This is a genomic window from Micromonospora sp. L32 (assembly GCF_052068055.1).
Taxonomy (GTDB): domain Bacteria; phylum Actinomycetota; class Actinomycetes; order Mycobacteriales; family Micromonosporaceae; genus Micromonospora; species Micromonospora purpureochromogenes.
The window spans coordinates 80,824-95,007 of sequence record NZ_JBQHDD010000007.1 but is presented as its reverse complement, the minus strand read 5'-3'; the positions used below and the strand labels follow the sequence as shown (position 1 = coordinate 95,007).

13 protein-coding genes are annotated in these 14,184 nt (G+C 71.5%); 7 read left to right on the top strand and 6 right to left on the bottom strand.

What is annotated here, in order from left to right; genetic code table 11:
- Window positions 1–71: 71 nt before the first annotated feature.
- The 3 genes from ACTMTB_RS20260 to ACTMTB_RS20250 form a co-directional block, all read right to left on the bottom strand.
- Entirely contained in the window at window positions 72–788 is a 717-nt protein-coding gene (locus ACTMTB_RS20260; protein WP_441148123.1) for an MBL fold metallo-hydrolase, read from the bottom strand.
- 71 nt (window positions 789–859) lie between these two features.
- On the bottom strand, window positions 860–1,000 hold the full coding sequence (locus ACTMTB_RS20255; RefSeq protein ID WP_441147805.1) for a hypothetical protein: 141 nt from the start codon (window positions 998–1,000) through the stop codon (window positions 860–862).
- Window positions 1,001–1,245: 245 nt separating this feature from the next.
- Window positions 1,246–1,806: an NADPH-dependent FMN reductase gene (locus ACTMTB_RS20250; protein ID WP_441147804.1), complete on the bottom strand. Its 561-nt coding sequence runs from the start codon at window positions 1,804–1,806 to the stop codon at window positions 1,246–1,248.
- 137 nt (window positions 1,807–1,943) lie between these two features.
- Between ACTMTB_RS20250 and ACTMTB_RS20245 the strand changes: the two genes are divergently transcribed.
- From ACTMTB_RS20245 to ACTMTB_RS20235, 3 genes are all read left to right on the top strand, one after another.
- Complete coding sequence (locus ACTMTB_RS20245; RefSeq protein WP_441147802.1) at window positions 1,944–2,408, top strand: MarR family winged helix-turn-helix transcriptional regulator; 465 nt, start codon at window positions 1,944–1,946, stop codon at window positions 2,406–2,408.
- Between the two features lie 177 nt (window positions 2,409–2,585).
- Window positions 2,586–6,113 (top strand): glycosyltransferase, encoded by a 3,528-nt coding sequence (locus ACTMTB_RS20240; protein WP_441147800.1) that lies wholly within the window; start codon window positions 2,586–2,588, stop codon window positions 6,111–6,113.
- Window positions 6,114–6,298: 185 nt separating this feature from the next.
- Complete coding sequence (locus ACTMTB_RS20235; RefSeq protein WP_441147798.1) at window positions 6,299–7,063, top strand: DUF1223 domain-containing protein; 765 nt, start codon at window positions 6,299–6,301, stop codon at window positions 7,061–7,063.
- Window positions 7,064–7,086: 23 nt separating this feature from the next.
- Here ACTMTB_RS20235 and ACTMTB_RS20230 read toward each other — a convergent pair whose 3' ends face one another.
- Window positions 7,087–8,277 carry an MFS transporter gene (locus ACTMTB_RS20230; RefSeq protein ID WP_441147796.1) on the bottom strand — a complete coding sequence of 397 codons (1,191 nt, stop codon included), beginning with the start codon at window positions 8,275–8,277 and terminating at the stop codon, window positions 7,087–7,089.
- Window positions 8,278–8,511: 234 nt separating this feature from the next.
- Here ACTMTB_RS20230 and ACTMTB_RS20225 point away from each other — a divergent pair, with 234 nt between their 5' ends.
- The 4 genes from ACTMTB_RS20225 (at window position 8,512) to ACTMTB_RS20210 (ending at window position 12,511) form a co-directional block, all read left to right on the top strand.
- Window positions 8,512–9,063: a DUF5872 domain-containing protein gene (locus tag ACTMTB_RS20225; RefSeq protein WP_441147794.1), complete on the top strand. Its 552-nt coding sequence runs from the start codon at window positions 8,512–8,514 to the stop codon at window positions 9,061–9,063.
- 119 nt (window positions 9,064–9,182) lie between these two features.
- Window positions 9,183–9,557, top strand: coding sequence for a PadR family transcriptional regulator (locus ACTMTB_RS20220; protein WP_441147792.1), 375 nt, complete (start codon window positions 9,183–9,185; stop codon window positions 9,555–9,557).
- Window positions 9,554–10,927 (top strand): permease prefix domain 1-containing protein, encoded by a 1,374-nt coding sequence (locus ACTMTB_RS20215; protein ID WP_441147790.1) that lies wholly within the window; start codon window positions 9,554–9,556, stop codon window positions 10,925–10,927. The genes ACTMTB_RS20220 and ACTMTB_RS20215 overlap by 4 nt, the downstream gene beginning before the upstream one ends.
- A 240-nt stretch (window positions 10,928–11,167) precedes the next feature.
- Window positions 11,168–12,511 (top strand): glycoside hydrolase family 18 protein, encoded by a 1,344-nt coding sequence (locus ACTMTB_RS20210; RefSeq protein WP_441147788.1) that lies wholly within the window; start codon window positions 11,168–11,170, stop codon window positions 12,509–12,511.
- An 87-nt stretch (window positions 12,512–12,598) separates the two neighbouring features.
- Here the strand turns inward: ACTMTB_RS20210 and ACTMTB_RS20205 are convergent, their stop codons facing one another.
- The gene (locus ACTMTB_RS20205; protein WP_441147786.1) at window positions 12,599–13,069 is read right to left on the bottom strand and encodes a phage holin family protein; all 471 of its coding nucleotides are present in this window, start codon (window positions 13,067–13,069) and stop codon (window positions 12,599–12,601) included.
- Between the two features lie 143 nt (window positions 13,070–13,212).
- Window positions 13,213–14,154, bottom strand: a complete 942-nt coding sequence (locus tag ACTMTB_RS20200) for an anti-sigma factor RsbA family regulatory protein (RefSeq protein WP_441147784.1) — start codon at window positions 14,152–14,154, stop codon at window positions 13,213–13,215.
- Window positions 14,155–14,184: the final 30 nt, after the last annotated feature.

Below are 14,184 nucleotides of genomic sequence, written 5' to 3'. Positions count from 1 at the left end.
CTCCGCGGGCCCGACCACGGTCGCCCGGGAATCAACGTCCGGCGCCGTGCCGGCCGCCGACCGGCCCGGCCTCAGGGCAGCCCGCTCCAGGGGTCCTCGCGGCGCCAGATCGTCGGCAGGTGCAGGGCGACGCCGTCGCGGTCGGCGAGGCGGCCGAGCACGCGCATGGTGGTGTCGAGGTCGTCACCGGCGTACGGCAGCGCGCGCAGTGGCCGGTCCAGTGGGCGGAAGAAGTCGTCCCAGTGGGTGAGGACGACCCGCCGGGCACCGACGGTCCGCACGGTCTGCGCCCAGTAACTCGTGAGGTACCCCTCGTCCCGCGCGCCGAGCTGACCGACCCCGAGGTACGCGACGTCGGCGCGGTGCCCCTCCAGCGCCCCGGGAACAAGGCCCGCGCTGCCCTGCACCAGGGCGGTGCGACCGCTGTCGTGCCGGACCAGGAGCGACCACGCCTCACCGCACCGGTAGGCACGGGCCCTGACCGGCGGCACGACGGGTTCGGTGATGTGCCCGGGAAAGCGGTCCGGGGGGCAGTGTTCCGACGTCACGAACCCGAGGGTGAACGCACCCGACGTGACCTGCTCGCCGGGGGTCACGACGCGGATCCGGTCCGGCGGCAGGCCGTGGCCGCGCCCGACGTTGGCGGCCGACTCGCCGCCGAGGAGCGTCGCGTTGGTGCGCTCCGCGACGACGGCGGAGTCCAGGACATGGTCGAAGTGGGTGTGCACCGGCACGACGGCGTCCAGCCGACGGTCGGAGAGCCCGGCCCGGGTCAGCGCGCCGGCGATCCGCTCCTGGTCGGGAGCGATCCTGGAGAACGCGACCTTGAGCAGCGAGGGCCGGGAGAAGAACCCGTCGGTCAGGATGTGGCGGATTCGCCGTCGTCCAGCAGCAGCGTGGACACGCCCAGGAACACGGCCGCGAACCTTCCAGTGGCCGGCGGCACGTCGAACCGGGCCGCGTAGCGGTGGAGGTCGGGACGGCCGAGCTTCAGGCGCATGGGCGGGATGCTAGCTCGCCGGGGGTCGCGGCAGACGCCGCTCGTTGTCCGGCGCGGGGGGCACCGAGGCCGCCCGGACCGTCGTCCGGCTCCGCGCGGCCTTCTCCCCGGCGGTCGTCGGCGAGCGACGACGTGGTCCCGCCGATCCGGCCTCGAACGGAGGCGGACCGGCGGGACCCGTCGGTCTCGACAGGTTGCCGCGCGGCAGATCCCGCGGCGATCGCCGGATCAGGGTGCGGACGCGGTCAGCGGGTGCGCAGCGGGGCGAGCGCGGTGCTCCAGGCCACGACCTGGTCGAGCGTGGCGGTGAGAGCGTCCTGCTGGAACTGGGTCGGCTTGAAGACGCTGAAGTTCTCGAAGTCGGTGAAGAGCGACAGCGCCACCTGCGCGCGCACGTCGGCCATCTGGAGCTCGCCGGCGATCAGGCGGAGGTGCTCCACGGCCCGGGTGCCGCCGGCGGAGCCGTAGCTGACGAAGCCGACGGCCTTGTTGTTCCACTCGGCGTAGAGGAAGTCGATGGCGTTCTTGAGGGCACCCGAGGTGGAGTGGTTGTACTCGGGGGTGACCATCACGAACCCGTCGAACGACGCGATGGTGTTGGCCCAGCGGATCGTGTGCGGCTGGGTGTACTGGCCCATCGCCGGCGGGTACGCCTCGTCGAGGTGCGGCAGCTGGTGGTCGAGCAGGTCGATGAGCTCGAACTCCGCGTCGGAGCGCTGCTTGGCGACCTCGAGGGCCCAGCGGGCGACGGCTTCGCCGTTACGCCCCGGGCGGGTGCTGCCGAGGATGATTCCGATCCTGGTCATGACTGTGCCTTTCAGAAGTCCTTGACTGGCACCGTGAAGGCTAGCCAGTGCTTGCTTGGTCAAGCAATTACCTGAGCCGTGCCAACCGTCACAGCACCCGCGCCGATTTGTTTGGTCAAGCAACTAGAATGGGCGCCATGTCCGGTAGCTCCGCCACACCCCTGCGACCTCTCAACCCCGACGAGGAGGCGCTGGTCCGCGCCCTGGGCCAGCTGATGTACGTCCTGCCACGGGCGATCGACGCCGACATGGTCGGCGCACACCAGTTGCCCTTCACCGAGTACAACGCCCTGCGGATCCTCTCCGAGGCGCCGGACCGGCGATTGCGGATGAACGAACTCGCCGCCGCCTGCCAACTCTCCCTGAGCGGGATGAGCCGCACGATCAGCCGCCTGGAGACCCAGGGCCTGGTCGAGCGGGTCCGGAGCGGGGAGGACGCGCGGGGCTGGAACGCCGTCCTCACCGATGCCGGCTTCGCCCGCCTGGAGGAGTCCTGGCCGAGCCACCTGGCCGCCGTGCGGCGGCGGTTCCTGGACCACTTCGAGGGCTTCGACCTCGCCCGGTTGGCCAGCGCGTTCCAGCGGGTCGGCACGGCCGACTGAGCCGCCTCGACGTCGCGATCCCCCGGGCCGAGGTGGCACACCGAGCCGCCACCGGCTCACCCCCGGTCTCTCGACCGGGTCGAGCCGCATCCGGAGAATGGTCGATACTTCGCCTGGCAGACACAACACAGCGTCGTCATGGGGTATCAAGGAGCAGTGGCAGCCGAGCAGGGCCCCGTGGCCATCTCCGATCTGGTCGGCGCCGAACGCCGGGCGGTGGCGGAAGAGCTCTGGCAGAAGTGGCGATTCGAGGGCCGCGGCGCGGCCCTGCTCTTCGGGTTCGCCGGTGTCGGCAAGTCGGACCAGGTCGTCCGACCACTGCGGAACTGGGCGGCGAGCCAGTCCATTCCGACGGCATGGGTCGACGTGCCCGTGGGGACAGCCGACGTGGCGACGACGATCGGCGGCCGCATCCTGGAGGAGCTGAAGGACGGGGGTCACCCGGGGGTGGCCGCCACGGTGTCGGCCGACGCCACCCTCGCCGACATCCTCCGCTCGCTGCTGGCGGCGGGCGCGCTCGTCGTCATCGACGAGTTCCAGCGGCTGCTCGACCCGCAGGGCAAGCCGTCGGCGTCCATGGCGCGAATGCTGGAGCAGCTCGCCCGGCGCCCGACGGACCGGGGTTGCCTGCTGCTGGTGTCGAACCGGCACCTCGACTGGACCTGGACCGAGCACTTCCACGTCACCGAACTGCTGCCGCCCGACGACGCCGACGCCATCACGATCGTCCTCGACCATCTCGGCGCGCAGCAGGCCGACGCCCGGTTCCCGCACCACCGGCGGCCGGAGGTCGTACGCCGCCTCGGACGGAACCCGAGAGTGCTGCGGCTGCTCGGCTACCTGCTCAAGTCACACCTGTTGGAAGGGCTGTTGCCACCGAGCGGGAGTGCTCCCGAGGAACCCTTCGACTCGAAGCTCGTCGAGGAGATCGAACGGACGCTGCTCGCCAAGGCCGCCGAGGGCCTGCCGGAGTCCACCCGCGCCTTCCTGCGCGACATGTCGGTGATCCGCGACTGGGCCGACTGGGACCTCATCGAGGCGATGGGCGGCGGCCGGGGTGAGGTCCGGGAGCTGGTGCGCGGCGCCCAGGAGCGGTACCTCCTGCAGGCCCGCACCCAGACCGACCGGCCGGGAGCCGGTCCCGCCGGGCGATACCAGGTGCATCCGCTGCTCCGCGAGGCGGACGGCGTCCAGCTGCGACGGGACGGCGCCGCATGGCGTGCCGCCCACGCCCGCGCCGGCGACTGGTACGCCCGGAAGCTGCAGGCCGCCGGACGAACCGAGGTCCACGACCGGACCCTCCTGCTCGGCCTGGACGGCGCCGCGTACCACTACACCGCGGCCGACGCGGAAGAGGCCCTGCTGACGGCGATCGAGCCGGCCAGGCGCTACATCGGGCAGCGCTACGGGTGGATGTCAGTGCGGGTGAACACCGTCGGGGAACGGGACGCCCGCATCGCGCTGCTGGAGCTGTACAACAGCCGGTGGGGCACCCCGGGCACCCACTACCACCTGGCCATGCTCCTGCGTGATCGCGGCCGTCCGGAGGACCTCTCCCGAGCGGTCCCCCAGGCCGAGTCGGCCACCCTGGACCAGGATCACGCCGACCCCTGGGTGTTGTGGGCCAAGCTCGTCTGGGCGGTGGACGGCACCGAGGCGGCGATCGCGGTGGCCCGCGAGGCCACCGCCCACGTCGCGCCGGCCAAGAGCCTCTTCTCGGTGTACCAGCAACTCGGCGGTTACCTCAACGAACGGCGGCGTACCGGGGAAGCCATCGCGGCGCTGCGCCAAGGTGTGGACCGCGCCCGGGGCAACACCGAGCGACTGGCTGCGCTGGCCGCCCAGTACGCGGCCGGCGCGCCCACCGACGACCTGCTCGAAGAGGTGGTCGCCTGGTTGCGGGAGAAACCGGAACTCGAGGTCCAGTACCGGTTGGCGCAGGTCTACCTGCTGGAACGCGGGCAGCGCTGGCATGAGGCGCTGGCGCTCCTCGCCGACGGCCGACGGTTGAGCCCGAGATACATCAACTTCTCCGTGCACGAGGCGCTGTGCCACCTCGCGCTGGGCGACGCCGTGCGGGCCCAGGAGGCCGTCGACAACTACCCCGCCCAGAAGAGCTTCTCCACGTCGTCGGCCTCCACCTGGTGCGCGGCCTTCGTCGCCCTCGAACTCGGCCGGACCTCGGACGCGTCGGAACTGGCCGGGACCTATCTCGGCAGCGACGTCGCCGTCTCGACTCCGGACGAGCTCCGGGCGCTGTTGCTCCACAGTTGGGACACCAGCGTCGGCCGCCTGGACTTCACGTCCCCGCCCTCGTTGGTGTTTCCGATCCTGCCGCCCGCCCTCAGCGGCCTGTCGACCATCGCCATCCGGCCCCAGTACGGCGACCCCGTCCTACCCGGGAGGCAGCCGGACTCTGCCGCCACGACCCGCGACGGCCGGCGGCACGTCCTCGCACTGGCCACCGAGTGGTCCTCCTCGCTCGGCGGCCTGAGCACCTTCAACCGGCAGCTGTGCGGCTCGCTGACCGCGCACGCCCGGGTGACGTGCGTGGTGTTGCGGGCCACCGACGAGGAGCGCCGGGACGCCACCTCGGCGGGCGTCACGCTGATCGAGGCCCCGGAGGCGCCCGGAGCCTCGGACGTCGACCGGTTGTCCCGCCGGCCGCCGCTTCCCGAGGGCACGGCTCCCGACGTGATCATCGGACACGGCCGGTGGACGGGCCCGGCCGCCCACCACCTGGGCGACGACTTCCCGCACGCCAAGCGCCTGCACTTCCTGCACGTCATTCCCGACGACATCGAGCGCCACAAGGCGGACCGCGGGGTGGACGCGGGGGTGCTCGCCGAGGAGCGGCAGGAGGTCGAGCTGGCGCTCAGCGCCGAGGCCGACCACGCCGTGGCGGTGGGGCCGCGGATGTACTACTGGTTCCTGCGGGACCTGGAGGCTCGCGGCGTCGACCCGGCGCGGTTGATCCGCTTCGATCCCGGCTTCGACCTCGGCGTCGGACCTCCCCGCCAGCCACCACAGGGCCGGCCCTGGACGGTGCTCCTCGTCGGCCGGACGGAGGACGACCGACTCAAGGGGCTCGACCTGGCGGCGCGCGCCTTCAACCTGGCGCGCCGCCGGCGTGGCGCCGGCACTCCCCGGGTCGAACTCCTCGTCCGCGGCGCTCCTCCGGAGACGTGCTCCACCCTGGAGGACCGGATGCGGGGCTGGGCCGCAGACGCGTCGCTGCCGGTGCGGGTGCGCCCGTACTCGACCAGGGCGGAGCGGCTGGCCGCCGACCTACGGGCGGCCAGCCTGCTCCTCATGCCCTCCCGGGCCGAGGGTTTCGGCCTCGTGGCGGTGGAGGCCATCCTCGCCGGCACGCCGGTGCTGGTGAGCAGCGAGAGCGGCCTGGGAGAGCTGCTGGAGGAGCGGCTCGGGCCGGAGGAGGCGGCCCGGATCGTGGTACCGACGACGGGTGACGACGAGCGGGACGTCGAGAACTGGAGCAACGCCATCCACGGTGCGCTGCGCAAGCGGGAGGCGGAGTTCCCCGGGATCGCCGAGCTTCGCGCCCGGCTGGCCAGCGAGCTGACCTGGTCCACAGCGACCGCCACCCTGCTGGACCGCGTCCTGAACACGGCGGACACCAGGCCGCCGGCGCCCCGGTCACCCGAGGAGTCGCCGTACGAACGGCCGGCGGCACCGCGAGCCTGACCGCGCGGAGCCGGACCCGGGTCCGACCGCCCACCCTCTCCACCGGTCATGATCGGCGTCCGGCCGAGCCGTCGCGGCAGAATCCCGCCCACCGGCCCTGCCGTGGAGCGGCGGGCGACCGGGCATGGTCGCGGCCGGATCGGGAATCGCAGGGCCGCCAGCAGGACCGACGGAGGAGACACGCCATGACGGACCCATCGCGCACCGGGTCGACCAGTGCTCGGCCACAGTCCTCGCCCCAGGAACGGGACCTCGGGCCGGCCGGCGGCGGCTTCGCCGTCGTGGAGATGTTCACCTCCCAGGGCTGCAACAGCTGTCCACCCGCGGAGGAACTGCTGACCGAGATCGAACGCGAGGCCCGACAGGAGGGACAGCCCGTCTACGCCCTCGGATTCCACGTCGACTACTGGGACGACCTGGGCTGGCCCGACCCGTTCGCGGACGGGGCGTACACCACGCGGCAGGGGGCGTACGCGCGCGCCTTCGGCTCCGGGGGGTTGTACACCCCGCAGATGATCGTGAACGGCACCGTCGAGTTCGTCGGCTCCGACCGCCGACGGGCGGCGACCGCGATCGCCGCCGCCCTGACGGAGGCAGCCACCACGCCGCTCGCGCTCTCGGTCGAGGACGCCGCCGGGGGTGACGGGCACCGGGTGGTGGTGGACTACCGGGCCGAACGGCCGCCGGGGCGGGCGGTGTTGAACATTGCGGTCGTGGAACGTGGCCTGGAGAACGACGTCACCCGGGGCGAGAACGCCGGGCGGACGCTGCGGCAGGACAACGTGGTGCGCGCCTTCGCGTCGGTGGGCCTGGTCGCCCCGAGCGGCCGGGTCGAACTGGCGGTGCCGCCGGACCTCGATCCTGGACATGCCTCGGTGGTCGGCTATGTGCAGCACCACGGCAACAAGGCGATCGTCGGCGCCACGGCCGTCGAGGTCTCGCCCGGATGAGGCGGTGATGTCCCCGCCGTGGGTCATCGGCCGGCCGGTGCCCGGTTGGCCTTGCGCAGCCCGAGCAGGGCCACCAGGGCGAGCAGGATGACGGCGACGGCGTACTCCTTGGCCGTCCGGAGCAGGCCGCCGTGGACCACCCGGAAGCCGGCGATGACGGTGGGCAGGCCGAAGCCGACGTAGCAGACGATGTAGAGCACGGAGAGCACGCCGGCGCGTTCGTGCGCCTCGACCAGCGGCACGATCGTCTTGAGGCTTCCCTGGAATCCGGCGCCGAAGCCGACGCCCCCGAACGCGAGCCCGACGAAGAATCCGGCGACGGATTCGGCGGTGACCGACACCAGCGTGATGATCATGCCCAGGATGAGTGCGCTGATTCCGGTGAGCATCACCGTCCGTGCGGGGGCGTTGCGCAGCAGCAGGATGGCGATGGTCCCGAAGACGGCGAAGACGAAGACGACCAGGCCGCCGGCCACGATCGAGCTCTCCATGAGGGCGCGGGTGAGCGCCGGACCGAGCGCGCCGAAGAAGCCGGCCAGCGCCCAGACGGAGAAGACCACCGGCGCGACGACGAGTACCGGCGCGCGTACGGCGCGGGGCAGTCTGATCTCCGGTCGAAGACTCTGCAGCGCTCCCCTCATCGGCGTGACCGTCTCCCCCATCAGCACCACCCCGATGCCCTGGATCAGCAGGACGACGAGCAGGACGACGTACACCAGTCGGGTCGGCGCGGGGAAGAACTGGATGAGCAGCGCCGAGAGCAGGGCACCGGTACCGGTCCCGACGCCGGGGGCGATGGAGTTCGCGAGCGTGCCGCGTGCGGGGTTGAGGTCGAGCATGGCGGCCCCGACGGCGCCGGTGGCGGCGCCGGCCGCGAGCCCCTGTACGACGCGGGCGGCCACCAGCGTGGGTACGCCCCCGGCGAAGAGGAAGAGGACCAGCGCGATCATCTGGATCGCGATCGTGACCAGCAGGACCGGCCGCCGCCCGACGTGGTCGGAGAGCTTGCCGAAGGTGAGCAGGGACGCCAGCACCGCGAGGGCGTAGACGGCGAACACCACCGTGGTGGTGATCGGCGAGAAGTGCCAGCGCTCCTGATAGATCCCGTAGAGGGGGGTCGGGGCCGCCGACGCGGCCAGGAACGACACCAGGATCGAGGCGAGCAGAAACAGGGCGACACCCGGCGAGATCCGCCCCTGTCCGGCGTTCTGCATCAGACGTGCTCCTCAGGGTGAGCTGCGAGCGGCGGTCCGGCGCGGTCGATCCGGACGCTTTCCCGCTGAAAGGCCGCAGCGGAGTACCCCTTGCGCCGCGTCGCACGCGACGTGAATGACGCGTCTCTTCGCGCGACTTCCTCGCGGCGTGGGACAAGGCGGCCGATCCCGGTCAGCCGGGCGGTGACCCGCGGCGGGGCGCATAGGCCAGGTCGCCTCGGGAAAGTGCTGCGTATGGCCAGGTACACGAAGCCCGAGCTGAGGAACGAGATCAAGGAAGAGCTGCAGGCTTCCGACAAGGGCGGCAGGCCAGGGCAGTGGTCGGCGCGCAAGTCGCAGCTGCTCACCAAGGAGTACCAGAAGCGGGGCGGAGGCTATCAGGGCCCCAAGGATGAGCGGCAGAAGTCCCTGCAGCGGTGGGGCGCCGAGGACTGGCAGACCAGGAACGGCGCCACCCGGGCCCGCAAGGGCGGCGAAACCAAGCGTTACCTGCCCAAGCAGGCCTGGGAACGACTCTCGGAGGACGAGCGGCGCGCAACGGACACCAAGAAGCGCGAGGCGTCCAGGTCCGGCAGGCAGTTCGTCGCCAACACCGCGCCCGCCAAACGCGCGCGCCGGGAGGCCACGTCGGTCGACCGGCTGTCGGAGGTGACGGTCGCCGAGGCGGCCGGGCTGGTCCGTGGTCTCGACACCGACGAGCTCAAGGCGGCGCTGAAGCAGGAACGCGCCGGCAAGAACCGCAAGACGCTCGTCCAACGGCTGCAGTCGGAACTCAAGCGCCGCTGACTTCGGGCGGCGCCGCACCACATCCGGGATATCGCGTACGGCGAGAGGCCTTCCGATCCGTTGCGCGGCCGCCATACCTAGAACTACTATGCATTGCAGTTCTAGGGTTAGGTGGTCACATGCACATCACCAAGGATCTCGTCGCGGCCTCGGCGACCCCGCTCGTGCTGGGGATCCTCGCCGAGGGCGACAGCTACGGTTACGCGATCCTCAAGCAGGTCAACGAGTTGTCGGGCGGGCAGCTGGAGTGGACCGACGGTCTGCTCTACCCGCTGCTGCACCGGCTGGAGCGGCTGGGGCACGTCGAGTCCGCCTGGGAGACCCCACCCGGGGGCCGCCGCCGCAAGTACTACCGCATCACCGAGCAGGGTCGGGCCGAGCTCGCCGAGCAGCGCCGCCAGTGGGCCGCCGTCGTCGACGCCCTGCGGGGCGTCTGGAACGCCACCCAGTCCATCACGCCGATCGCGGCACCGGCCTGGGAGGCGGGACGATGAGCGTCAACAGCGACAACGATCTGGAGGGCCAGATCGCCGAGTGGCGGGCCTACACACACCGCCGCCGGGAGCTGCACCACACCGATGCCGAGGAGCTGGAAGACCACCTGCGCAGCCGGATCACCGAGCTGACCGAGGCGGGCCTGCGCGCCGACGAGGCCTTCCTCATCGCCGTCAAACGGATGGGCAGCCTCGACGAGCTGTCGCGGGAGTTCGCCCGCGAGCATTCCGAGCGGCTGTGGAAGCAGCTCGTACTGCCCGGGGAGCCGGACACGCCCGCCGCCGCCCGTACCCGTCGGGAACTGCCCGTCATGGTGCTCTGCGCGGCCGTCGCGGCGCTCTCGATCAAGGTGCCGGCCCTGTTTGGCCTCGACCTGTCCTCGGGCGACCACGGCGCCTTCTACGCGCGCAACGTCAGCCTGTTCGCGCTGCCGGCGCTGGCCGCCTACTTCGCCTGGCAACGCCGGGTCGGCCTGCGCGTCATCGGGGTGCTCGCGGCGCTGTTCGTACTCGGCGCGGTCGCCGCGAACGCGTACCCGCTGGCGGACGACTCGCAGACCCTGGTGCTGACGGCGATCCACCTGCCGCTCGCGCTGTGGCTGGTGGTCGGCGTCGCCTATGCGGGCGGCGACTGGCGTTCGGACCGGCGGCGGATGGACTTCATCCGGTTCACCGGGGAGTGGCTGATCTACTTCGCCCTCATCGGACTGGGTGGCGGCGTGCTCACCGCCTTCACGGTGGGCACCTTCAAGGCCATCGGCATCGACGCCGAGGGATTCATCCAGTCGTGGCTGGTGCCGTGCGGTGCCACCGCCGCGGTCATCGTGGCGGCCTGGCTGGTGGAGGCCAAGCAGAGCGTCATCGAGAACATGGCGCCGGTGCTGACCCGCGTCTTCACACCGCTGTTCGCGGCCGCCCTGCTGGCCTTCCTGGTCGCCATCGTCTGGACCAGCAACGGCATCGACGTCGAGCGGGACGCGCTCATCCTCTTCGACCTGCTGCTGGTCGTCGTGCTGGGCCTGCTGTTGTACGCCATCTCCGCCCGTGACCTCACGGCCCGGCCGAGCCTCTTCGACCGCCTACAGCTCGCGCTCGTCGTCAGCGCCCTGCTCATCGACGCCCTGGTGCTGCTGGCGATCACCGGCCGGATCACCGAGTGGGGCTTCAGTCCGAACAAGACCGCCGCCCTCGGCGAGAACGTCATCCTGCTCACCAACCTGGCGTGGTCGGCATGGCTGTTCCTCGGCTTCGTCCGTGGCCGCATGCCCTTCGCCCGCCTGGAACAGTGGCAGACCCGTTACGTGATCGTGTACGCGGTCTGGGCCTGGACAGTCGTCCTCGCCTTCCCGCTCGTGTTCGACTTCGCCTGATCCCGGATCCGACCCCGCTCAACCCCGTCCGGGTGCCCGGACGGGGTTGAGCGTCTCAGCCGAGCGTGCCGCGGACGCGGAATGACGGCGGTCCGCCGCTACTCGGCCTCCGCCACCGCTATCGAGCCGGAGGCAACGCCTGTCCCCGTCGACCCTCTTGACCCCGGAATGCCGGTCCGCTTAGGTTCATCAATCAGAAAGGTCTCTTTACTAATTCTCTCCACCGTCGTGGGAGTGCCGATGCGACCGTTCCGTCACCGCCGCCTCACCGCCGTCGTCGCCCTGGCGACCATGCTGGTCACCACCGCCCCGCCCGCGGCCGCCAGCGCGGACGACAGCAGGAACCGCCGTGCCGGTTACCACCGGGTCGGCTACTTCACCCAATGGGGCATCTACGGCCGGGCCTTCCCGGTGAAAAAGCTCGACACCTCCGGGGCGGCAAGCCGCCTCACCCACGTCAACTACGCCTTCGGCAACGTCAGTGAGGACGGGCGCTGCTTCGTGGACGGCGGGCCGGGCGAGGGTGACGCCTGGGCCGACTACCAGCGTCCCGTCCCGGCGGAGGAGAGCGTCGACGGCGTCGCCGACGCCTGGGGCGAACCGCTCAACGGCAACTTCGGCCAGCTGGCCAAGCTCAAGGCCAAGCACCCCGGCCTGCAGGTGATGATCTCGCTGGGCGGCTGGAGCTGGTCGACGTACTTCTCGAACGCCGCCCGCACCGACGCCTCCCGCAAGGCGTTCGTGGCCTCCTGCATCGACCTCTACCTCAAGGGCAACCTTCCGGTCCTCGACGGTGGCAGTGGCGGCCCGGGTGCCGCCGCCGGCGTCTTCGACGGCATCGACCTCGACTGGGAGTGGCCGAACTGGCCGGGTGAACCGGGCAACGTGGTCCGCCCGGAGGACCGGCGGAACTTCACCGAGCTGGTCGCCGAGTTCCGCCGCCAACTCGACGCGTACGGCCGGACGACCCGCCGGCACCACCCGCTGACCGCCTTCCTGCCGGCCAACCCGGCGACCATGGACGCCGGATACGAGGGTCGCGAGATCTTCCGGTACCTCGACTTCGCCACGGTGCAGGGGTACGACTTCCACGGCGCGTGGGACTCGGTGACCAACCAGCAGTCGGCGCTGCGCGTACCGTCGGGAGCGCCGGACAACCCGGACTTCTCCGCCGAGGTGGCGATCGACGGCTGGCTTGCCCGCGGTGCGCCGCGCGGGAAGCTGGTCCTGGGCATCCCGTACTACGGCCGAGGCTGGACCGGCGTCAGCGGGAGCGGCAACGGGCTCTTCCAGCCCGCGACCGGGCCCGCGCCGGCCACCTTCGAGGCCGGGTACGAGGACTACCGGCGGCTCAAGACCCTGGCCGGCAACGGCTTCACCGTCCACCGCGACCTTCGTGCCGGGCATGCCTGGTTGTTCGACGGCACGACCTTCTGGACGTACGACGATCCGGCGGTGGTGTTGCAGAAGACGCTGTACATCCGGCGGGCCGGCCTGGCCGGAGCGATGGTCTGGTCGTTGGACGGCGACGACGACAACGCCACGTTGACCAAGACGATCGGCCTCGGGCTTGCGACGCCGTAGCCGCGCGCCGCGGCCGTCGTAGCGCTCCTACCAGGCAATCCCCCGGGACGGCTGGTGCTGCCGGCGGCGGAGATGGGGAGGTCGACGTCAGTGGCCCTGCCGGTCGGAGGCCCACCGGTCGAATTCTTCGCGAACGGCGGCGGCACCGGCCGGCACCACCTGACTCGCGGTGGCGGAGACGGCGTCCTGCATCTCGTCCGCCAGCCAGGCCGGGCCACCGCCGGCCGCCCGCAGCTGCGTCAGGCCGGCCCGGCCCAGCACGACGGCGGCGACGACGTAACCCCCGGTGAGTCCCGCGGTGGCCAGCCTGCGGGGCAGGAAGGTCTCCAGCAGGCGCAGCGCGGTCGCCGAGGCGGCTCCGGCTCCCAGGACCACACACCCTCCGGCGGTGGCGAGCAGCGCCAGACCGACCCCCGCCGGACGAACCGCCCTCAGCAGGTGCGTGCGTACGTCGCGGACCTCCGCACGCACCATCTCCGCCACCTCGGCAGCCAAGCGCTCACTCGGACCGGCCGCCCGTCCGATTCCGCCGGACCGTCCCGCTGCCGCGTCACTCATGGGTCCGCTCCTCCTCCGTTGGGGGCAGGCGCTTACCCATGAACGTCACCGCCATACCTGTCCCGACGCCCGGGGCGGAAGCCAGGACAAAGGTGACAAGGTAGTTGCGGGAGTCGAGCTGTGCCCGGAAGCGGTCATCCGGCTCAACTGTGCATGTGCAGGCGGATCGTGGTGGCACCGGGCCTGGTGTGGACGCGCACGAGATCGCAGAGTTGGTTGACCAGGACGAGTCCTCGGCTGCCCGGCTGCCGGGGCGGCACGGGAAGCCGGCCGGCGAGCGGATTCGTGATGTGCCCGGTGTCGGTGAGCTGGCAGATCAGGCGCGTGCTGTCGGTCCAGACCGCGAGGGTACCGCCCCCGGTGGTGTGTCTGACCGTGTTCGCCGCCAGTTCGTTGACCGCCAGGGTCAGGTCGGAGACGCGGTCCGGGTGCAGCCCGGCGGCGACGGCGTGCGCGGTCACGAACCGACGGATGGCCGGGAGAGCGTGCACGTCGATGGCGATGGTGGTCGCCCGGGCAGGCGGATCCGGCAGCGGCAGGTTGAACCCGGCGGCCACCGCGACCGGGTCCGCGTAGTACGGGCTCGCCCACTCCGCGCCGTCCTTCTGCAGGACGGGGTGGGTGCGGCAGGCGTCGTCGAGCCAGCTCCGGTCCAGTCGGCTGGTGTCGTAGGGACAGAGGATGGTGGCCTGCCGGCCGGTGAACGCCGCGTTGATCAGGGCCTCGTGCTGGGCGCAGGCGGGGTATTCGACAGCGCTACGGCCGGCCCAGATGGGTTCGCCGATGATGCGTACCCGCTTGCCCGGATGCGCGGCGGCGAAGGCGAGCAGGACGCCGGGAATGATCCGCCCCGGGTTGCGCCCGGCCTCGCTCATGTCGTGCAACTGCACCCGGTCCGCGTCGACGCCGAGCGCGGTACGGATCTGGTGGAGGTTGTCCCCCGGTACCGCCACCATGACCGGCTCGTCGGCGGCGAGGCCGGCGTGGATGAACGGCACCGTGCCGGCCAGGTACGCCTCGCGGTCGCCGTAGAAGAGGGCGGGGTGGACGAAACTGTCGGTCCTGGTGGCGACCGAGATGCTCATGCGGCAGCCTCCGAGTGCGTGGTCCAGCCG